16 protein-coding genes are annotated in these 19,574 nt (G+C 71.4%); 8 read left to right on the forward strand and 8 right to left on the reverse strand.

The window, feature by feature from the left end; all coding sequences use genetic code 11:
- Positions 1–8: 8 nt before the first annotated feature.
- Positions 9–1,202 (forward strand): MFS transporter, encoded by a 1,194-nt coding sequence (locus ACK4YQ_RS17985; RefSeq protein ID WP_409613277.1) that lies wholly within the window; start codon positions 9–11, stop codon positions 1,200–1,202.
- A 34-nt stretch (positions 1,203–1,236) separates the two neighbouring features.
- Here ACK4YQ_RS17985 and ACK4YQ_RS17990 read toward each other — a convergent pair whose 3' ends face one another.
- Positions 1,237–2,904, reverse strand: coding sequence for an MFS transporter (locus tag ACK4YQ_RS17990; RefSeq protein WP_409613279.1), 1,668 nt, complete (start codon positions 2,902–2,904; stop codon positions 1,237–1,239).
- A gap of 95 nt (positions 2,905–2,999) precedes the next feature.
- Positions 3,000–3,641: a TetR/AcrR family transcriptional regulator C-terminal domain-containing protein gene (locus ACK4YQ_RS17995; protein WP_409613280.1), complete on the reverse strand. Its 642-nt coding sequence runs from the start codon at positions 3,639–3,641 to the stop codon at positions 3,000–3,002.
- Positions 3,642–3,747: 106 nt separating this feature from the next.
- Here ACK4YQ_RS17995 and ACK4YQ_RS18000 point away from each other — a divergent pair, with 106 nt between their 5' ends.
- The 6 genes from ACK4YQ_RS18000 to ACK4YQ_RS18025 all read left to right on the forward strand — a co-directional run bounded on the left by ACK4YQ_RS18000 (position 3,748) and on the right by ACK4YQ_RS18025 (position 10,536).
- A complete protein-coding gene (locus ACK4YQ_RS18000; protein WP_409613281.1) occupies positions 3,748–5,178 on the forward strand; it encodes an efflux transporter outer membrane subunit in 1,431 nt (476 codons plus the stop codon).
- A 29-nt stretch (positions 5,179–5,207) separates the two neighbouring features.
- The gene (locus ACK4YQ_RS18005) at positions 5,208–6,362 is read left to right on the forward strand and encodes an HlyD family efflux transporter periplasmic adaptor subunit (RefSeq protein WP_409613283.1); all 1,155 of its coding nucleotides are present in this window, start codon (positions 5,208–5,210) and stop codon (positions 6,360–6,362) included.
- 22 nt (positions 6,363–6,384) lie between these two features.
- Positions 6,385–7,941: a DHA2 family efflux MFS transporter permease subunit gene (locus ACK4YQ_RS18010; protein WP_409613285.1), complete on the forward strand. Its 1,557-nt coding sequence runs from the start codon at positions 6,385–6,387 to the stop codon at positions 7,939–7,941.
- Positions 7,942–8,063: 122 nt separating this feature from the next.
- Positions 8,064–8,918, forward strand: a complete 855-nt coding sequence (locus tag ACK4YQ_RS18015) for an enoyl-CoA hydratase-related protein (protein WP_409613287.1) — start codon at positions 8,064–8,066, stop codon at positions 8,916–8,918.
- A complete protein-coding gene (locus ACK4YQ_RS18020; protein WP_409613288.1) occupies positions 8,915–9,625 on the forward strand; it encodes a TetR/AcrR family transcriptional regulator in 711 nt (236 codons plus the stop codon). Before ACK4YQ_RS18015 ends, ACK4YQ_RS18020 begins: the two co-directional genes overlap by 4 nt.
- 83 nt (positions 9,626–9,708) lie before the next feature.
- Positions 9,709–10,536 (forward strand): flagellin, encoded by an 828-nt coding sequence (locus tag ACK4YQ_RS18025; protein WP_409613290.1) that lies wholly within the window; start codon positions 9,709–9,711, stop codon positions 10,534–10,536.
- An 8-nt stretch (positions 10,537–10,544) separates the two neighbouring features.
- Here the strand turns inward: ACK4YQ_RS18025 and ACK4YQ_RS18030 are convergent, their stop codons facing one another.
- Entirely contained in the window at positions 10,545–11,345 is an 801-nt protein-coding gene (locus tag ACK4YQ_RS18030; protein WP_409613291.1) for an enoyl-CoA hydratase/isomerase family protein, read from the reverse strand.
- A gap of 122 nt (positions 11,346–11,467) precedes the next feature.
- Between ACK4YQ_RS18030 and ACK4YQ_RS18035 the strand changes: the two genes are divergently transcribed.
- Positions 11,468–12,514 carry a phosphotransferase family protein gene (locus ACK4YQ_RS18035; protein WP_409613293.1) on the forward strand — a complete coding sequence of 349 codons (1,047 nt, stop codon included), beginning with the start codon at positions 11,468–11,470 and terminating at the stop codon, positions 12,512–12,514.
- 5 nt (positions 12,515–12,519) lie between these two features.
- On the opposite strand, the gene ACK4YQ_RS18040 is transcribed toward ACK4YQ_RS18035, so the two are convergent.
- The 5 genes from ACK4YQ_RS18040 to ACK4YQ_RS18060 form a co-directional block, all read right to left on the reverse strand.
- Positions 12,520–13,485 (reverse strand): alpha/beta fold hydrolase, encoded by a 966-nt coding sequence (locus ACK4YQ_RS18040; RefSeq protein WP_409613295.1) that lies wholly within the window; start codon positions 13,483–13,485, stop codon positions 12,520–12,522.
- Between the two features lie 63 nt (positions 13,486–13,548).
- Complete coding sequence (locus ACK4YQ_RS18045; protein WP_409613297.1) at positions 13,549–15,048, reverse strand: CehA/McbA family metallohydrolase; 1,500 nt, start codon at positions 15,046–15,048, stop codon at positions 13,549–13,551.
- Between the two features lie 71 nt (positions 15,049–15,119).
- The gene (locus ACK4YQ_RS18050; RefSeq protein WP_409613299.1) at positions 15,120–17,873 is read right to left on the reverse strand and encodes a TonB-dependent receptor domain-containing protein; all 2,754 of its coding nucleotides are present in this window, start codon (positions 17,871–17,873) and stop codon (positions 15,120–15,122) included.
- 72 nt (positions 17,874–17,945) lie between these two features.
- Positions 17,946–18,902: a FecR family protein gene (locus tag ACK4YQ_RS18055; protein ID WP_409613301.1), complete on the reverse strand. Its 957-nt coding sequence runs from the start codon at positions 18,900–18,902 to the stop codon at positions 17,946–17,948.
- Positions 18,866–19,444: an RNA polymerase sigma factor gene (locus ACK4YQ_RS18060; RefSeq protein WP_409613302.1), complete on the reverse strand. Its 579-nt coding sequence runs from the start codon at positions 19,442–19,444 to the stop codon at positions 18,866–18,868. Before ACK4YQ_RS18060 ends, ACK4YQ_RS18055 begins: the two co-directional genes overlap by 37 nt.
- Between the last annotated feature and the right edge of the window lie 130 nt (positions 19,445–19,574).

Genomic DNA, 19,574 nt, shown 5'->3' on the forward strand with positions numbered 1-19,574 from the left:
ATCCGTCCATGACCGTTGAACAGGCCGCGCCCCGGCCCGCGGGCCGGGCCGGCGTGGTGGCGCTGTGCTTCGCCGTGGCGCTGCTGGAAGGCTACGACATCCAGGCCGTCGGCGTCGCCGCGCCCAAGCTGATTCCCGCCCTGGGCCTGAGCGCTTCGCAGGCCGGATTCGCCTTCGGCGGCGGCATGGCCGGCCTGATGGCGGGCGCCTTCCTGGGCGGCTGGCTGGTCGATCGGGTCGGGCGGCGCCTGGTGCTGGCCGCGGCGGTGGCAATCTTCGGCCTGTTCACCCTGGCGACGATGGTGGCGCCGGACTTTACGAGCCTGCTCGGCGCGCGGCTCGCCACCGGCCTTGGCCTCGGCATGGCCATGCCCACCCTGGTCGCCATCGCCATCGACCTCAGCCCGCCGGAACGGCGCACGGCCACCGTAGCGGCGATGTTCTGCGGGATGCCGGTGGGCGGGGCGCTCAGCGCCGTCTTCGCCGCCTTCGCCTTCGAGCACCTGGGCTGGCGGGCCATCTTCCTGGCCGGGGGCCTGGCGCCGCTGGCGCTGGTTCCCCTCCTGCTTCGCCTGCCGCAGACCCGCGCCGCCCGGTCGGGCCCCGCCGCTGGCCCCGGCGCCCTGTTCGCCGAGGGGCGCACGGCCACGACCCTGCTCCTGTGGGCCGCCTTCGGCCTGACCCTGGTGGTGCTCTACCTGCTGCTCAACTGGCTGCCGACCCTGGTGACGTCCCGCGGGCTCGGCGCAGGCGCCGGCGCTCAGGCCGCCCTCGCCTTCAACCTCGCCGGGGTCGCAGGCACCCTGGCCGTCGGCGCGATGGTCGACCGCCAGGGGGCGAAGCTCGCCTTCGCCCTGGCCTACGCCGGCCTGCTCGCTGCGATCCTCGGCCTGGCCGTCGCCGGCGAGCTTGGGCCGATCCTCGCCTGCGCCGCGGCGGCCGGCTTCTGCCTGATGGGCGCGCAGTTCAGCCTCTATGGCGTCGCCCCGATGTTCTATCCACCGGCCGTGCGCGGGCTGGGCGCCGGCGCGGCCGTGGGCGTCGGCCGCTTCGGCTCGATCACCGGCCCGATCCTCGCCGGCGAGCTCCTGGCCCTGGGTTTCGGCGCCGGCGGGGTGGCGGCCGCCATGGCGCCCGTCGTCGCGGCCGCGGGCGCGGCCGCCCTGGCTGCGGCCTGGCGCGGGCGGATGTTCAGCGCCTGAGCCCCCGCGCCTGAAGCCCCGCGCCGAAGCCGCGTCAGGCGTGGATGTCCACGTCCTTGGTCTCGCGCAGGAACAGCAGGCCGACCACGGCGGTCACCGCCGCGATCGTCACCGGGTACCACAGGCCGAAATAGATGTTGCCCGTGGCCGCCACCATGGCGAAGGCGGTGGTGGGCAGAAAGCCGCCGAACCAGCCGTTGCCGATGTGGTAGGGCAGGCTCATCGAGGTGTAGCGGATGTTGGTGGGGAAGAGCTCCACCAGCATCGCCGCGATCGGGCCGTAGACCATGGTCACCAGGATCACCAGCGCCGTCAGCACGGCGATCGCCAGGGGATAGTTCACCCTGGCCGGATCGGCCGCGGACGGATAGCCCGCCGCCTTCAGGGCCGCGCCCACCTCGCGCTCCCAGGCCTTGGCCGCCGCGGCGAAGCTCGGCTTGTCCAGCGCCTCTCCGCGGAACGACTGCACCGCCCGCTCCCCGATGTGGATCTCCGCCACCGCGCCGGCCGCCGCCGCCCGCGTCTCATAGGGCACGCCGGCCTTGGCCAGATAGGCTTTGGCCAGGTCGCAGGAGGTGTTGAACACGGTCTTGCCGATCGGGTCGAACTGGAAGGCGCAGTCCTCGGGATCGGCGATCACCGTCACCGGCGCATTGCGTGCGGCCGCCGCAAGCTGCGGGTTCACCGCCACGGTCAGCGTCTTGAACAGCGGGAAATAGGCCAGGGCGGCGATCAGGCAGCCGGCCATTATGATCGGCTTGCGCCCGATGCGGTCGGACAGCCAGCCGAACACCACGAAGAACGGCGTGCCGATCAGCAGGCTCGCCGCGATCAGGATGTTGGCCAGGGCCCCGTCCACCTTCAGCGTCTTCTCCAGGAAGAACAGGGCGTAGAACTGGCCCGTGTACCAGACCACCGCCTGGCCGGCGGTGAGCCCCACCAGCGCCAGCAGCACCAGCTTCAGGTTGCTCCAGCGGGCGAAGGAATCGGCCAGCGGCCGCTTGGAGGCCTTGCCCTCGGCGACCATGCGCTGGAAGGCCGGGCTCTCGTTGAGCTGCAGCCGGATCCACAGCGAAGCGATCAGCAGCAGGATCGAGACCAGGAACGGGATACGCCAGCCCCAGGCCCTGAACGCCTCTTCGCCCATGGTCGTGCGGGCGGCCAGGATGACGATCAGGCTCAGGAACAGGCCGAGGGTGGCGGTCGTCTGGATCCAGCTCGTGTAGAAGCCGCGTTTCCCGTGGGGGGCGTGCTCGGCCACATAGGTCGCCGCTCCGCCGTATTCGCCCCCCAGCGCCAGCCCCTGCACCAGGCGCATGACCACCAGGATGATCGGCGCGGCCACGCCGATCTGGGCGTAGGACGGCAGGAGCCCGACCACGAAGGTCGACAGCCCCATCAGCAGCATGGTCACCAGGAAGGTGTTCTTGCGGCCCCAAAGGTCGCCCAGCCGGCCGAACACCAGGGCCCCGAACGGTCGCACCGCAAAGCCCGCGGCGAAGGCCAGGAGGGCGAAGATGTAGCCGGTGGTCTCGTTCACCCCGGAGAAGAAGTGCTGGGTGATGAATCCAGCGAGCGAGCCGTAGAGGTAGAAGTCGTACCACTCGAAGACCGTGCCGACCGACGAGGCCCCGATCACCAGCCGGTCGCGCCGGTCGACCAGATGCTCCGCCCCCTCCCCGTGCGCCGCACCCTCCGCCATGCCCGCTCCCCCTGTCGTTCTTGGCCGACAGACTGGCGCAAAGCCCGCGCCGAAGGGAACAGGTTTCTGGCCGCGCCGCCCGTGGCGGCGGGGATTCAGTCGTTGGCGGCCTTGACGCCGTAGGCGCGCATGAACATCTCCACGGCCTCGTCCACCTCCTGGCGGATCCGCTCGGGCGTGGGCTGTTCGATCAGCCCAAGGGTGCGCTTGAAGTGCAGGTTTCCCTTCACAAGGGCCGAGAACTGGCGCGCGGCGATGTTCGCGTCGGGGATGTCGAGCTGCCCCTGCGCCTTGGCCCGGGCGAAGAATTCTGTCAGCCGCTGTTCGCCCTGCTGGGGTCCGGCCTCCATGAAGAGCCGCGCCAGGCCCGGCGACCGCGGCCCCTCCTCGACCAGCAGCTGCAGCATGCGGACGCTGGAATCGTCGAGCAGCATGTCCATCAGCTTCACGCCGAGGTTGGTGAGGGCGCGGCGCACGTCGGTGTCGTCGACCTGCGCGTCGATCGCGTCCTGCACTTGGCAGCACTGGTCGGAGACGATCGCGCGGAACAGGTCTTCCTTGCTCTTGAAGTAGGCGTAGAGCGTGGCCTTCGAGCCGCCCAGCCGCTGGGCGATCATCGACATCGAGGCGGCCGCGTAGCCCTCCTCGAAGAACACCGATTTCGCAACCTGGATTATGCGGTCCCGCCGCTGGTCGCGAATGGCTTGTGAAATGGTCTGTGCTGGAGCCTGTATCATCAATTGAACCGTACCGTACGGTTTTTAGTTGACACAAGGGCGCCCCTGCGTCAAGAGATTCAGAACCGTACGGTACGGTTCAACTTTTTGTCGTCGAGTCTTGTCGATGAGCCCAATCCTCCTCCCCTTGCGCCGCAGCGCGGCGATGGCTGCTGCTGCGGCGCTGCTCTCCGGCTGCGCCACGGTCCCCGATCTGCCGCAGGGCGCTGCGCTGCCTGCGCCGGAAAGCCTGGCCGCGTCCCGGAGCTTCTCGGCGGCTGACGCCGACTGGCCGGCGGACGCCTGGTGGCGCGCCTATGGCGATCCCCAGCTCGACGCCCTGATCGGCGAGGCGCTGGCCGGCTCGCCGGATCTGGCCTCGGCCGAGGCCCGGGTGCGCAAGGCCGAGGCCCTGGCGGGCCAGGCCCGCGCCGCCCTGCTGCCGAGCCTGACCCTGAACGGCCAGGTGCAGTCGATGAAGCAGAGTTACAACAACGGCTTCCCCGCCGCCTTCGTGCCGCACGGCTACAAGGACAGCACCCGCGCCACCGTCGATTTCGCCTATGAGTTCGACTTCTTCGGCAAGAACCGCGCCTCGCTCGCCGCCGCCCTCGGCGAAGCCGACGCGGCCCGGGCCGACCAGGCCGCCGCCCGCCTGACCCTGTCCACGGCGGTGGCCGGCGCCTACGCCGACCTCGCCCAGCTCTACGCCGATCAGGACGCCGCCCTGGACGCCCGGCGCATTCGCGAGGCCAGCGCCGGCCTGATCGCCGAACGCGCGCAGAACGGGCTCGAGAACCAGGGCGCGGTCGCCCAGGCGCAGGCCGGCGCCGCCAGCGCCCGGGCCGAGGCCGCCGCGATCGCCGAGTCCATCGACCTCACCCGCAACCGGATCGCCGCCCTGATGGGCGCCGGGCCCGATCGGGGCCTGGCCATCCAGCGCCCGCCGGCGGCGACGCTCAAGGCCTTCGGCCTGCCCGACGACCTGCGCGCCAACCTGCTCGGCCGCCGGCCGGACGTGACCGCCGCCCGTCTCCGCGCGGAGGCCGCGGCCCAGCGGGTCAAGGCGGCCAAGGCCGACTTCTATCCGGACGTCCAACTCGCCGCCTATCTGGGCCGCCAGTCGCTGGGGCTCGACCTCTTCACCAAGGGCGGCTCGGTGATCGGCGCCGTCGGCCCCGCCCTCAGCCTCCCGATCTTCGAGGGCGGGCGGCTGCGGGCCGCCTATCGGGGCGCGGACGCCGACTACGACGCGGCGGTGGCGGCCTACCAGGGAACCATCGTCCAGGCCCTGCAGGACGTGGCCGACGTGGCGGTCAGCGCCAAGGCGCTTGAGACCCGCCTGTCCGAAAGCCGTGCGGCCCTGGACAGCGCCCAGCGCGCCTACGACGTCGCCCTGGCCCGCTACAAGGGGGGCCTTGCCACCTACCTCGACGTGCTGACCGCCGAGGACGCTCTCATCGCCAACCGGCGCGCGGTGGCCGATCTGGAAACCCGCGCCTTCTCCCTCGACGTGGCCCTCGCACGGGCCCTGGGCGGCGGCTTCGCCGCAGCCTGACTCCTGTTTGTTTCCAAGGACATCTCCCCATGTTCGACACCGAAGAACCCGCGCGCCCGGCCGCCGAGTCCCAGCACCCCGAGCCTGCGGCCGCCCAGGCCGCAGGCTCGGCGGGCGGCGCCCCCGCCCCTTCCCGCCGCCGCGCGCCGTCCCGCCGGCGCCTGTTCCTGATGCTCGGCGGAGCGGTCGCCGTCGGCGCCGTCGCCTACGGCGCCTGGTGGGCCCTGGTCGGCTCGCGCCACGTCAGCACCGACAACGCCTATGTCCAGGCCTCCAGCGCCCAGATCACCCCACTGGTCTCCGCCGCCATCGTCCGGGTGCCGGTGATGGACACGAGCCAGGTCAAGGCCGGCGACGTGCTGGTGGTGCTCGACGATTCCGACGCCCGCCTGGCCCTGGCCGAGGCCGAGGCCGCCCTCGCCCAGGCCGAGCGCCGGGTCCGCGGCTACTACGCCAATGACGAGGCGCTGAAGTCTCAGGTGGCCGCCCGCGCCGCCGAGGTCGCCAGCGCCCGCAGCGCCCTGGAGCGCGCCCGCGCCGAGTACGCGCGCCGCCAGGCCCTGGCCCAGTCCGGCGCCGTCTCCGGCGAGGAGCTGACCAGCGCACAGACGGGGCTGCAGGCGGCCCAGGCGGCCCTGGCTTCGGCCCAGGCCCAGGTGAAGGCCGCCGAGGGCTCGCGGGACGTCAACGCCGCCCTCATCGACGGCGGCGGCGTCGACGCCAATCCCGAGGTCGCCCAGGCCCGCGCCCGCGTGCAGCAGGCCCGCCTGGATCTGGAGCGCACGGTGATCCGCGCACCGATCGACGGCGTGGTGGCCAACAACGTCGCCCAGGTCGGCCAGCGGGTTCAGGTCGGCTCGCCGCTGATGGCGGTGGTCCCGGTCCAGAGCGCCTATGTGAACGCCAACTTCAAGGAAGTGCAGCTTCGCAAGGTGCGGATCGGCCAGCCTGTGGAGCTGGAGGCCGACCTCTACGGCGACTCCGTCAAGTACCACGGCAAGGTCGTCGGCCTGGCCGGCGGCACCGGCGCGGCCTTCTCCCTGATCCCGGCCCAGAACGCCACCGGCAACTGGATCAAGGTGGTCCAGCGCGTCCCCGTGCGCATCGCCCTGGATCCGGCCGAGCTGAAGGCCAATCCGCTCCGCGTGGGCCTCAGCATGAAGGCCACCATCGACGTCGGCTGAGGCCGCTCAAGGACGCTCCCACATGTCCTCCGTAGATTCTGCGGCTGCGGCGGCCCCGTCCGCCCAGCCGAAATACCTCAGCGGCGGCGCGCTCTGGGGCGCGGCCATGCTGCTGGCCGCCTCGAACTTCCTGGCGATCCTCGACATGACGATCGCCAACGTCAGCGTGCCGAACATCTCTGGAGGCCTCGGCGCCTCCTCCAGCCAGGGCACCTGGATCATCACCTCCTACGCGGTGGCCGAGGCGATCACCGTGCCCCTGACCGGCTGGCTGGCCGGCCGGTTCGGCGCGGTGCGCACCTTCGTCACGGCGATCATCGGCTTCGCGGTCTGTTCCTTCCTCTGCGGCCTGGCGCCGAGCCTTGGCGTGCTGGTCTTCTTCCGCGTGCTGCAGGGCATCTGCGGCGGCCCGCTGATGCCGCTCTCCCAGACGCTGATGATGACCATCTTCCCGCCGGACAAGCGGGGGGCGGCCATGGGTCTTTGGGGCGTCACCACCCTGGTGGCGCCGATCGCCGGCCCGGTCCTGGGCGGCACGCTCTGCGACAACTTCGGCTGGCCCTCGATCTTCTGGGTCAACGTGCCCATCGCCCTGATCGTGGCGCCGGTGGTCTGGCGGGCGCTTAAGGCCTACGAGACCCCCGTGCGCAAGGCGCGGGTCGACGGAGTCGGCCTTGGCCTGCTGGTCCTGTGGGTCGGCGCGCTGCAGCTCATGCTCGACCTGGGCAAGGAGCACGACTGGTTCGAGAGCGGCATGATCGTGGTGCTGGGCCTCGTCGCCCTGGTCGGCTTCGCGGCTTTCCTGATCTGGGAGCTGACCGAGGCCGAGCCGGTGGTGAACCTGCGGGTCTTCCGCCATCCCGGCTTCGCCACCGCCACGGTGATCCTGTCGCTGGTCTATGGCGCGTTCTTCGCCACCAATGTGCTCACTCCGCTCTGGCTGCAGACCAACATGGGCTACACGGCCACCTGGGCGGGCTACGTCACCGGCATGTTCGGGGTGCTGGCGGTGGTCAGCGCCCCCATCGCCTCCCAGCTCGCCGGCCGGGGCGATCCGCGGCGGCTGATTTTCCTGGGGGTGAGCTGGCTGACCCTGATCACCTTCGCCCGCTCCTTCGCAACCGACGACATGACCTACTGGCAGATCGCCCACTGGCTGCTGCTGGCCGGCGCGGGCATGCCGATGTTCTTCATGCCCATCAACCTGGTGGCCCTGGGCAGCGTCGATCCGGAGGAGACGGCCTCGGCCGCCGGCCTGTTCAACTTCATCCGCACCATCTCCGGCGCGTTCGCCACCTCGCTGGTCACCACGCTCTGGGAGAACGGGGCCCAGCGCAACCACGCAGAGCTGTCCGGCGTGCTCAACGGGGCGCAGTCGACCATGGACAGCCTGACCGCCGGAGGACAGTCCGCCGGCCAGGCGCTGGCCACCTTGAACCAGATGGTCCAGACCCAGGCCGTGACCATCGCCACCAACCAGGTGTTCCTGGGCTGCGCCATCGTCTTCGGCATCGCCGCGGCGGGCATCTGGCTGACCCCGCGGCCGCGCACCGGGGTCGACGCCTCGGCCGCGCACTGAGCGCCGTCCCGGGAGCCCCCCGCGGGCTCCCGGGCGGCCCCCCCCCCCGCCTTGACCGGCCCGCGAAACTTAAAACATGTTCTTCCTTTGAACGGCGCGCCGGACAGCCGAAGGAGGACGACATGGCCTATCGCGACATTCTCTACGAGGTCGAGGATAGGGTCCTGACCATCACCCTGAACCGGCCGGACAAGCTGAACGCCTACACCGCCGTCATGGGCCAGGAGCTCGAGGACGCCTTCCGCCGGGCCGACGAGGACGACGAGGTCCGCGCGATCATCGTCACCGGCGCCGGCCGCGGCTTCTGCGCCGGCGCGGACATCTCCGACGGGGCCGGGGCGTTCGACGCCAGCGAGGGCAAGTCGGTGGCCTTTGGCGATCCGGCCGCCGGCGGAACCCGCCGCGCCGGCGGCGGCTTCGTCGGGGCCATCTACACCTGCCGCAAGCCCTCCATCGCCGCTCTGAACGGCCCGGCCGTGGGCGTGGGCCTGACGCTGACCTTGCCCATGGACATCCGCCTGGCCGCCGAAGGCGCGAAGCTGGGCTTCGTCTTCGCCCGCCGCGGCCTGGTGCCCGAGGCAGGCAGCGCCTGGTTCCTGCCGCGGCTGGTGGGCCTGCCCCAGGCCCTGGACTGGTGCCTCAGCGGCCGCCTGTTCGGCGCCGAGGAGGCGGCCGCCGGGGGCCTGGTCAAGGAGGTGCTCGCCCCTGACGCCCTGATGGGCCGCGCCCGCCAGATCGCCCGCGAGATCGCCGAGGAGACCGCGCCGGTCTCCATCGCCCTCACCCGCCAGATGCTGTGGCGCCTCTCTTCCGCCCCCGATCCCTGGTCGACCCTGGCGGTGGACGGCGGCCTGGCCATGGACCTCGGCGCCGGGCCCGACGTAAAGGAGGGCGTCGCCGCCTTCCTCGAGCGGCGCAAGCCCAGGTTCACCGGAAAGGTCTCGCGCGACATGCCAGCCCGCTGGAGCCCCTCTTGAGCCTGGCGCGGACCGCCCCCGCGCCGGCCGGTCGGCGCGAAGCGGCCAAGACCGAACGGCGCCGCCGCATCATCGCCGCGGCGCGGGATCTGATCCGCGAGACCGGCGACGCGGGCCTGTCGATGCGCGCCATCGCCGCCCGCGCCGGCGTCAGCCTCGCCACCCCCTACAACCTCTTCGGCTCCAAGCGCGCCATCGTCCTGGCGATCCTGGAGGACGTGCGCGAGTTCCACGAGCGCTTCTCGCGGCTGCCGCCGAGCGACGCTCTCGGCCGCCTGTTCGAGGCCCTGGCGATCTCGATCGGCTACTACGCCGAGGATCCGGACTTCTACCACACCCTTTGGAGCGCGCTTCTGGACACCAGCGGCAAGGAGCTGCGCACGGTGATCCTCAATCCGCAGAGCCACGCCTTCTGGGCGGCTCTGATCGCCGAGGCGGGAAAGGACGGCGCCTTCGCCGAGGGGATCGACCCGGACCTCCTCCTGCGCAACCTCAACCTCACCTTCGAGGCGGTGATGCTGAACTGGGTCCACGGGGCGATCGGGGCCGAGGAGCTGGAGCCCTCGGTCTCCTACGGCTACGCCCTGGCCCTGCGCGGCGCCGCCTCCCCGGCCTACGCCGCGCGGCTGGACCACGAGGTCCGCCGCCGCCAGGCGCGCCTGCGCCAGGCGATTGCGAAAAAAACCGCCGCGTGCACCGAGCCTTAAGCGTAATCGCGGCAGGCTGAGGCCAGGACAAAACGTCCGTGTGGCCGCCGGTTGCGGCCGGTCTTGAAACGGGCCCCGGCGGCATGCCTGCGAACAGCGTCAACACCAACTTCGGCGCACAGATCGCCCTGCAGGCGCTCAATGCGACGAACCGTGAGCTGGCCGAGGTCCGCAACCGCATCAGCACCGGGCTGAAGATCGCCAGCGCCAAGGACAATCCCGCCGTCTGGGCCATCGCCCAGAACGCTCGGGCCGAGTCCCAGAGCCTGGAGGCCGTGAAGGCCTCGCTCAAGCGCGGCCAGTCGATCGCCGACGTGGCGGTCTCGGCCGGCCAGACCATCTCCGACATCCTCGTCCAGATGAAGGAAAAGGCGGTGGCCGCCACCGAGGCGGGGCTGACCACCGCCTCGCGCCAGGCCCTCAGCGACGAATACGTGGCCCTGCGCCGCCAGATCGACACCATCGCCGCCGGCGCCAGCTTCGACGGGGTGAACCTGATCTCGGCGGGCGGGACGGGCCAGATCCGCGCCCTGGCCAACAGCGACGCCTCCTCGACCATCGATGTCGACCATATCGACCTGTCGACCACCGGCTCGGCGGTCGGCGCGGTCCTGGCCGACCTCACCGGCGCCGTCGGCCAGGCGGACCTGGCCGACCTCGACTCGGCGATCCAGAAGGTGTCCTCGGCGCTCTCGGTCCTTGGCGTGGGCGGCAAGGCCCTGGACCGGCACCTGGGCTTCGTCGAGGCCCTTCAGGATTCCATCGACGCCGGCGTCGGCAACCTCGTGGACGCCGACATCGCCGCCGAGTCCGCGCGCCTCCAGGCCCTGCAGGTGAAGCAGCAGCTTGCGATCCAGGCGCTGACCATCGCCAACAACGCCCCCTCGATCCTGCTCAGCCTGTTCCGCTGAGCCGGCCCTCAGCCGCGGCGTTCGGCGTAGACCGGCTTGCGCTTTTCCAGGAACGCGCGCACCCCCTCGCCGAAGTCGCCGTCCTGGCTGCACAGGATCTGGTTGCGATCCTCCATGGCGATGGCCGCCTCCAGCCCCTGGGCGTCGATGGCGTGGTTCAGGCACTCCTTGGTCAGGCGCAGACCCAGCGGGGTGGCGTGCAGCATGTCCTCGGCGAAGGCGGCGGCCTCGTCCTTCACCTGCTCGGGCTCGACCACGCAGCTCACCAGCCCGAGCTCCCGGGCCCGGTCGGCGGTGATGAAGCGCCCCGTCAGCATGTATTCGGCGGCCACCGAGCTGCCCACCATCCGGGGCAGGAAGTAGCTGACCCCGATGTCGCAGGCCGATAGGCCGATGCAGATGAAGGCGGCGTTCATCCGCGTCCGCGGCGTGGCGATGCGCACGTCCGAGGCCAAGGCCAGGGCGAATCCGCCGCCCGAGGCCGCCCCGTCCACACAGGCGATGATCGGTTGCGGACAGCGGCGCATGGCGATGACGATCTCGCTGATCTCGCGCTGGCCGGTCAGCCCCGCCCCCACCGAGCGGTCGGCGTTGTCGCCGCGGTGCTCCTTCAGGTCCAGGCCTGCGCAGAACGCGGCGCCGGCCCCCGACAGCACCACCACCCGCACGTCCCGCCGCCAGTAGAGGCCCACGAAGAAGTCGCGCAGTTCGTTGACCAGCTTGCGGTTCAGGGCGTTCAGCCGCTCAGGCCGGTTCATCGTCGCCCAGATGACGTCGCCCGCGTGGACCAGGTTCAGGTGCTCGTACATCGGCGTTCTCCCTTGGCCGCGGCGGTGCAGGGCGCCCTGGCGGCATGATTGACAGGCGGTATGGCCCTCCCGACGATCCGGCGCTCCGGCAGGCGCCGGGCCGAACGGCGGGAGGAGATGGAATGGGCGAGGACGGACTTCCGGTCACCGAGGTCGCGCCGAAGCAGCGCTTCGACGAAGCCGCCCTCGAGGCCTTCCTGCGGCGCACGGTCGAGGGCTTCGCCGGCGAGATGCGCGTGCGCCAGTTCCAGGGCGGGGCCTCCAACCCCACCTTCCTGGTCAGCGCCGGCGAGCGCCGCTACGTCCTGCGCAAAAAGCCGCCGGGCCAGCTCCTGGCCAGCGCCCACCAGGTCGACCGCGAATACCGGATCATGAAGGCGCTGGAGGGGACCGGCGTGCCGGTGCCGCACATGCGCGTGCTCTGCGACGACCCCTCGGTGATCGGCACCGCCTTCTACGTCATGGACTTCCTGCCCGGGCGGATCTTTCGCGACGCGGCCCTGCCCGACCAGGCGCCGGCCGAACGCGCCGCCATCTACGACGAGCTCAACGCGACCCTGGCCAAGCTGCACAAGGTCGACTTCAACGCCGTGGGCCTGTCCGACTTCGGCCGCGCCGGCGGCTATTTCGAACGCCAGCTCGCCCGCTGGATCAAGCAGTACCGGGGCGCGGAGACCGAGCACATCCCCGAGATGGAGGCGCTGATCGCCGAACTGCCGGCCCGCCTGCCCGCCGACGATTCGGTCTCGATCGCGCACGGCGACTACCGGCTCGAGAACGTCATGTTCCATCCCACCGAGCCGCGGCTGATCGCCGTGCTCGACTGGGAGCTGTCGACCATCGGCCATCCGCTGGCCGACATCGCCTACAACGCCTTCCTCTGGCGCTCCGACAGCCCCTCCTGGGGCACGCTGCAGGGCGTCGACTTCGCCGCCAGCGGCATCCCGACCGAAGCCGACTACGTCGCCCGCTACCTGGAGCGCGTCGGCCGCGGACCGGTGGAGGACTGGGCCTTCTACGTCTCCTTCTCCGTGTTCCGCCTGGCCTCGATCTCCCAGGGCGTATACCGCCGCGTGCTCGACGGGGTGGCCGCCAGCACCCGCGAGGCCGTCAACGGGACCCCGCATCTCGCCCGCCAGGCCCTGGAGATCCTGCACGGCCGCCTCTGACCGGCTCAGAGCGACTTCAGCCACGGGATCAGCCGGGCGTTCACCTCGTCCGGCCGCTCCTGCTGGGTCCAGTGGCCGCAGCCCTCCAGCACGTCGGCCACTTGCAGGTTCGGCACGAAGCGCCGCATCACCTCGATCGGGTCGGGCCCGCCCAGCATGTTGAACGCCAGGTCCCGCGTGCCGGAGACGAAGAACGCCGGCTGTTCGATCCGGCGGTCCTTGAACCCCTGCAGCCAGGCGAAGTCGCGCTCGTGGTTGCGGTATCGGTTGATCGGGCCCCGCAGGCCCGAGGCCTTGAACTCGCCCACGTAGTAGTCGAGGTCCGCCGGCGTCAGCCACGCCGGGAACGGGTCCGGGTCGATCAGCCCGTCGAGCAGTCTGGCGTCGGCGGTCTTGTCCGAAGGCCAGCTTCCCGCCGGGGCGTCGCCGCTGATCGCATAGTAGAACTTGCGCAGGAAGCCGCGCACGTCGGCTTCGGCCTCCGCCTCGGCCACGCCCTCCTTCTGGAAATAGGCCTGGTAGAAGAACCGGTTCTTGGCCGTGAACAGCTCGGTGAAGATCTCCGAGAAGGGCCGCGAGCCCACGCCCATGTAGGGCACCGACAGGGCCCCCACCGCGCGGAACCGGTCCGGCCGGGTCAGGGCCGAGTTCCAGACGATCGGCGCGCCCCAGTCATGGCCCAAGAGGATCGCCGGCTGGCCCGGCGAAAGGGCGTCCGCCACCCCGGCCACGTCGGCGACCATGTGCTGCATGGCGTAGGCCTCGACCGGCCGGGGCTTGTCCGAGCCGCCGTAGCCGCGCACGTCGATGGCGCAGGCGGTGAACCCCGCGTCCGCCACCGGCTCGAGCTGGTGGCGCCAGGAGAACCACGACTCCGGAAAGCCGTGGACCATGATCACCAGGGGCCCCTCGCCCTGCACCGCCGCGCGCAGCCGCACCTCGCCGGCGTCGATGATCCGGAACTCCCGCATGGCCTGCCTCCCGTTTTGCGGGATCGTCGGCCAGGGCGCCGCGGCGCGCAAGGCGCCGGGACGTCAGCCGCCGAGGGGCTTGGGCCAGTTCAGGTAGATCGGGTTGCCGATCAGCACGAGCCGGCCCTGGGCGTCGCGCACGTCGGCGCGCACCCAGTGGCGCGCCCCGTCCCCGGCCAGGTCGAAGGCCAGCGTCTGATGCGCCTCCATGGACAGGGCGGCCGAAAGCGCCGCGTCGCGCGCCCCGTCGACGATCAGTTCGACCCGCCCCCCGGGCACGTCGGCCACTTCGACAGCCAGGCGCACCCGCTCGCCGGCGGGCGCGGCCAGGTCGCCGCCCATCACCGCCCCGGCGCCGCCGGCCCTGGCGGACAGGTCGAGGCGCCGCTCGCCCGACCCCTGCACGTCGATGAACACCCGCCCTGCGCGGATCGCGGCCAGCAGGTCCGGGGTGGAGAGCGCTCGGGCGTGGACGACGGTCGTCGGCCGGCCGATGGCGCCGGGCCGCTCGAGGCCCAGGCCGGCGTCATGGTTGTCGCTGCCGCCGATGGCCGTAATGCGATGGCCCTCGTTGAGCCGCGCCTGCCAGAAGGCGATCCCCTGCAACGGCCCCTCGGCGGAGCGCGTCGAGGCGATCGTGCCGCCGTTCACCACCTCCACCGCCTGCACCCGGTCATAGTCGACGTCGCTGGCGGTCCAGCCGCAGCCCATGCAGAGTTCGCCGGATGGCAGGCCCGGGTGGTTGATGGACAGCAGCCCCCCCGCCCGCTCGACGGCGTCCTGCAGGTCGCGCGCGGCCAGCCCGCCGCCCTCGCCCAAGCGGAAGTCGATGTATCCCGTGGGGCCGAAGACGTTGGCGTGGCCCTGGAACGTGGTGATCTCGCGGCCCGGGATCAGCAACAGCCGGTCAAAGGCCGGCTGCAGCTCGCGCATCGCCTCGAACTGGGAGGTGGTGTTGTGGTCGGTGATGGCGATGAAGTCGAGGCCGCGCGCCGCCGCCGCTTCCACCGTGCGGTAGACCGGGCACGGAACCTTGGCCCCGGACTGGCTGAGGCAGGCGCCGTCGCTGTGGGCCGTATGCATGTGCAGGTCCCCGCGATACCAGGCCGGGCCGTCCTTCAGCGGCGCATCGGCGAAGCCGGCGGCCGGCCCCTGGCGATCCAGGAAGACCCGCGCCTCATACCGCGCGCCTTGGCCTTCGCGGATGTTGGGCACGCCGATCAGCACGGCCCAGCGGCCGGGGCTGATCGGCCCGGGCAGGTAGCCGGGGCTGGCCTCCTCCGCCGAGACCGTGAACCCCCGCCGCGTTCCCCCGCTCCAGCCGCGAAAGCCGTCCGGGCCCAGGAGGCCGAGGTCGATCACCGTCTTCTGGTCGCGCCCCTCATAGTCGAACTCCACGGTCAGCCGTCGCACGCCGGGGGGAACCTGGAAGGTCAGCTCGCGATAGGTCTGGTGGTCGGCCCGGCTGATCTGGCCGGCGATCACCGCGTCCGGCTCCCGGGCTTCGGCCGCCAGCGGCGCAAGCGCCCACAGCCAGGCGAGAAGGATCATCAAGGATCGCATGGGCGCGCTCCAGAAAAAGAAAGGACGGCCGGAGCCACCGGCCGCCCAGTCGGAGGGGACGGTGGAAGGCCTCAGAATCTGTACATCAGCGCCACGCGGAAGGCCCGGCCGAGCTCCGGGCGGCCGATGCCGTAGAGCGCGCCGGCCTCGCCGGACACGATCTGGCCGGCGCGGGGGTTGCCTTCGGTCAGGCCGATCTCGTTCGTCAGGTTGGTGCCGTAGGCGTAGGCCGTGAGCTGGTCGTTGATGTCCCAGCGGACCGTGGCGTTCAGCAGGGTGTAGGCCGGCAGCTTGGAGGTGTTGGCCGCGTCCGAATAGCGCTCGCCGTAGCGCTGCACGTCGAGTTCGGCGCGGACCCGCCCGTCCAGCAGGTTGACCCCCGGCGTCAGGCGATAGGAGTACTCGGGCACCCGGATCAGCCGGTTGCCGGTGAAGTCACGCTGCACCGGTCCGGTGGAGGCGTTCTCCAGGAAGGTGTAGTCGCCGAACTCCGGGTTCTGCAGGGTGCCGTTGAAGGCCAGGTCGAACCAGTCGGTCGGCCGCACCACGCCTTCCAGCTCCAGGCCCACCGTTTTGGTGTCGGTGATCACCGACTGGCTGACGTAGCCGCCGGTGGACGGGTCGAACACCAGGGTGCCGAAGCCGAGGGAGTCGTAGGCGGTGTAGAAGGCCGTGGCGTAGAGGTCGACCATCGGCATGGACAGCTTGTAGCCCGCCTCGGCCAGGTCCATCGTCTGCACCCGCCCCGAGGTGTTGCCGGCGTTGGTGATGTAGTCGCCCAGGGACGGCAGCCGGAAGGCCGAGGTCCAGCGGGCGAACACGCCCATGTGCGGGGCGAACTGCCAGTCGGCGCCCAGGGTCCAGCCCATGTGGTCGAAGCTGCGGTCCAGCTCGGTGAACACGCCCGAGCCGGTCAGAAAGGTGTCGTCGGCCAGGCTCGCCGACTGGTTCAGGTTGACCGTCGCCGTGCCTTCGCTACGCCCGGTGAACTCGATCCGCTCCCAGCGCACGCCGGCGTCGATGCGGAAGCTGTCGGTGAGCGACCACTCGTCGGTCAGGTAGACGGCGTAGGTGGTGGATTCGCCTTCGCCGTTGGCGAACTCCGCGCCGTAGCGCGAGACGCCGTTCTCGGTGGCCGAGTAGATCACCTCGCCCGCGGCGTTGACGGCCACCAGATCCAGCCGGCGGGCGTTGTCCTGCACGTCGAGCAGCACGTTGGCCGAGTAGCGGTGGAAGCTCTCTTCCACCTTGGCCGCATAGAGGCCCAGGGCCACATCGTGCGTCTGGCCGCCGATCTCGAACTTGCGCAGGAGGCGGAAGTTGTCGACGAGCTCGTCGAGGGGCACGTCGACCCAACGCAGGGAGCCATCCAGCACCAGGCCGTTGCCGTTCTGCCCGGCGGTGTCGAACACCTGGTCCGGCGAGGTGGCGTAGCGCAGCTGCACGTCCGTGGCCCCCGGGACCGCCGCCAGGAGCTGGGCCCGATAGGCGTTGATCCGCGCAGACCCCAGCAGCGGCGTGTTGGGGAACAGGCCGATGCGTTGCGACTTGGACGTGCGGTAGCGCAGGACGTTCTCGACCTTCCAGCCGCCGCCGAGGTCATAGTCGAAGTTGGCCGTGGCCTGGGTCAGCTTGACGTCGGTGCCCTTGGTCAGATCCCAGTCGAAGGGCGCGTTGCGGCCGCGCAGGGTCAGCTTGGCCGTTTCCGGCCCCGCCAGGGTGCCGTAGTTGGCGTCGAAGCCGGGGACTTCGTCCGGCTCGCTGCCGGAGAACTTCAGCGGGATGCCGGCGAACAGGATGACGCTGTCGTCCAGGCGCTTGATGTTGAAGTCGAAACTGCCGCGCTCGAAGTCCCGGCCGATGGAGACGCGGATCTGGCCGCCCTTGTCGGCGGTGAAGCCGGGATCGCGGACGCCGTCGCTCTCGCGGTAGAAACCGCCGATCGCCATGCGCCAGTCGCCGACCTTGCCGCCGTACCAGCCGTCGACGCGGGCCATGCCGTAGTCGCCCGCCTGCACCTTCACCAGGCCCTCGGGGGTCTCGCCGCCCTTGCGCGTGATGAAGTTGATGGTGCCGCCCGGGGCGTAGGAGGCGAAGATCGAGGACGGGCCGCCGCGCACCACCTCCATGCGCTCGATCGTCTCGTCCAGACGGAACGACTGGTCGGCGTTCAGGTAGCCGAGGCCGGAGTCATGCTGCACCGGCGCGCCGTCCTCGTAGAGCGCCACCGCCGAGAAGCCTTCCTGCGGGATGCCGCGGGCGCGGATGTTGGCGCTGGCCTCGCCGCCGGAGGCCTCGACCCAGAAGCCGGGCACCGACTTCAGGGCGTCGGCCACGCCCATGGGGTTTCGCATGCGCAGCGTCTCGGCGTTCAGGGCGGTGACCGCATAGCTGGTCTCCAGCCGCGAGCGTGCGTCGAGGCCGGCGCGTCCGGTGACGACCAGCTCCTCAACGGTCGCGGCGTCGGCGCCCAAAGGGCCGCGGGCCTGCTGCTGGCGAAGGGTGATCGCGCCGGCGTCGGCCGAGGCGATCTCCAGGTCGGTGTTGGCGATCAGCATGCGCAGGGCCTGCTCGCGGCCGTAGCGCCCGCGCACCGCCGGCGCCGCCCGGCCCTTCGCCGCTTCGTAGGGGAACATCAGTTGCACGCCGGCCTGGCGCGAGAAGGCGTTCAGCGAGCTGGCCGCATCCCCCGCCGGGATGTCGAAGTCGATCTGGGCGGCGGGCGCCTGGGCGTGGGCCAGCAGCGGCGCGGCGCTGGCGGCCAGGGCGGTGGTCAGGAACAGGCTGCAGGCGCCGAGGCGCCGCGCCCAGGTCTTGGTGAGCATCTAAGGTATCCCCCGATCGCGCGGCCGTTGCGGCCGCCTCACCGGGTCAGACGGACGAGGCCGGCGAAACCGCTATCGGCCCCGCGTCAAAATTCGCTCGGAGCCGCTTTCGACCACGACGATGCCGAAGGAGGCGTTCAGGGCGGCCAGGAACCCGTCGACGTCGTTTGTCATGAACCGTCCGCCCAGGCGCGTGGCGCCCAGCGCAGGGTCGCGCACCACCAGCTTGGCCGGCAGATAGCGGTTGTACTCCTCGATCGCCGCGGAAAGCGGCTGGCCGTCGAACACGATCTCCCCCCGCCGCCAGGCCTGCGCCGCCTGGGCGGCCTGTTCGGAGACGGGCTGGTCGACCACGCCCGAGGGTCCGGCGGCGACGATGCGCCTGGCGTCGGACGGCCCGTCGACCCGGACCTCCCGCGCCAGGTGGTCGGCGCTGGTCACCGCCGCCTGGCCGGCGAGCACCAGCAGGTCGAGCCGGCTCGAGCGCAGCCGCGCGTTGAAGCTGCCGCCGGCCAGCCGCGCGACCGTGGCGGCGGCGAACAGCAGGAAGGGCCGCGCGTCGTCCGGCGAGACGGTGAAGGCCGCCTCCCCCCGCTCCAGCCACACCCGCCGGGCTTCGCGGGTGAAGCGCCAGGACAGCTTGCTGTCGGTGTTCAGCTCGACCGAACTGCCGTCCGGCAAGCGCAGGGCGCGGCGCTCGCCCACCTCGGTGGTCAGCCGCGGGCGCAGCAGCTCCGGCCCCAGGTAGGCCGCCGCGGCGAGCCCCGCGGCCAGGCTCGCCCCGCCGCCGATCAACAGCCGGCGATTGATCGAGGACTTTGGCGGACGGACCGCCACACCGGCGCTGCGGACGTCGTCGAGCAGCTCCCAGGCGCCGGCCACTTCCGCGAAGGCGGCGGCCCGCCGAGGATCGCCCGCCCGCCAGGCTTCGAAGGCGGCCGGATCGGCGGAACCGCTGTCGAGACGCGCGAGCCAGTCCGCCGCCTGGGCGATCAGCTCCTTCCGACCTTCTGTGCGCCCCGAACCCATTTCGCCGAACTGATCTCTGCCTGCGCGCCGTCCCTTTGGGCCCGTTCCTCTGTCAGAAGCCGCAGCCCCTTGGCCAGATGTTTCTCCACCGTAGAGACGGACAAGCCCAGCCGAACCGCTATCTCCCCCGGCGAAAGCCCCTGGAGCTTGCGCAGGATCAGCACCCGGCGGCACTGGGGCGGCAGCGCGCCCAGGGCCCTGATCGCATGGCGCAGGTCGTCGCGCGCTGCGAGCCGGCTCTCCGGATCGGGCGCGTCGTCGGCGATCGCCTCCGGATCGAGGGCGTCGATCTGGCGGATCGAGACCACCCGGGCCTTGCGGAAACGTTCCACCGCCAGGTTGCGGATGACCCGCAGGACGAACCGCTCCGGCGCCTCCAGCCGGCGCCAGTCGCAGCCGAGCACCCGGCCGTAGGCCTCCTGCACGAGGTCGTCGGCCTCCGATTCGTCGCCGACGAGGCGTCGGGCATAGGCGCGGAAGACGGCCCGGTGCGGCAGGACCGCCGCCAGGAACCATCGATCCGCCTCTCTCAGCCAAGCCATCGCGTCCCCCGTGCGGGCCCGTCGATAGCTCCCCTCGGTGACGGTTCGCGGACAGTCACGCGTCAGGCGCGCGACACGCGCGCCGGCGGTCCTAGAACGCGTTTCAACTTCTTGACGCCGCGCCCGCGCC

The sequence above is a fragment of the Phenylobacterium sp. genome, assembly GCF_046291545.1.
Taxonomy (GTDB): domain Bacteria; phylum Pseudomonadota; class Alphaproteobacteria; order Caulobacterales; family Caulobacteraceae; genus Phenylobacterium.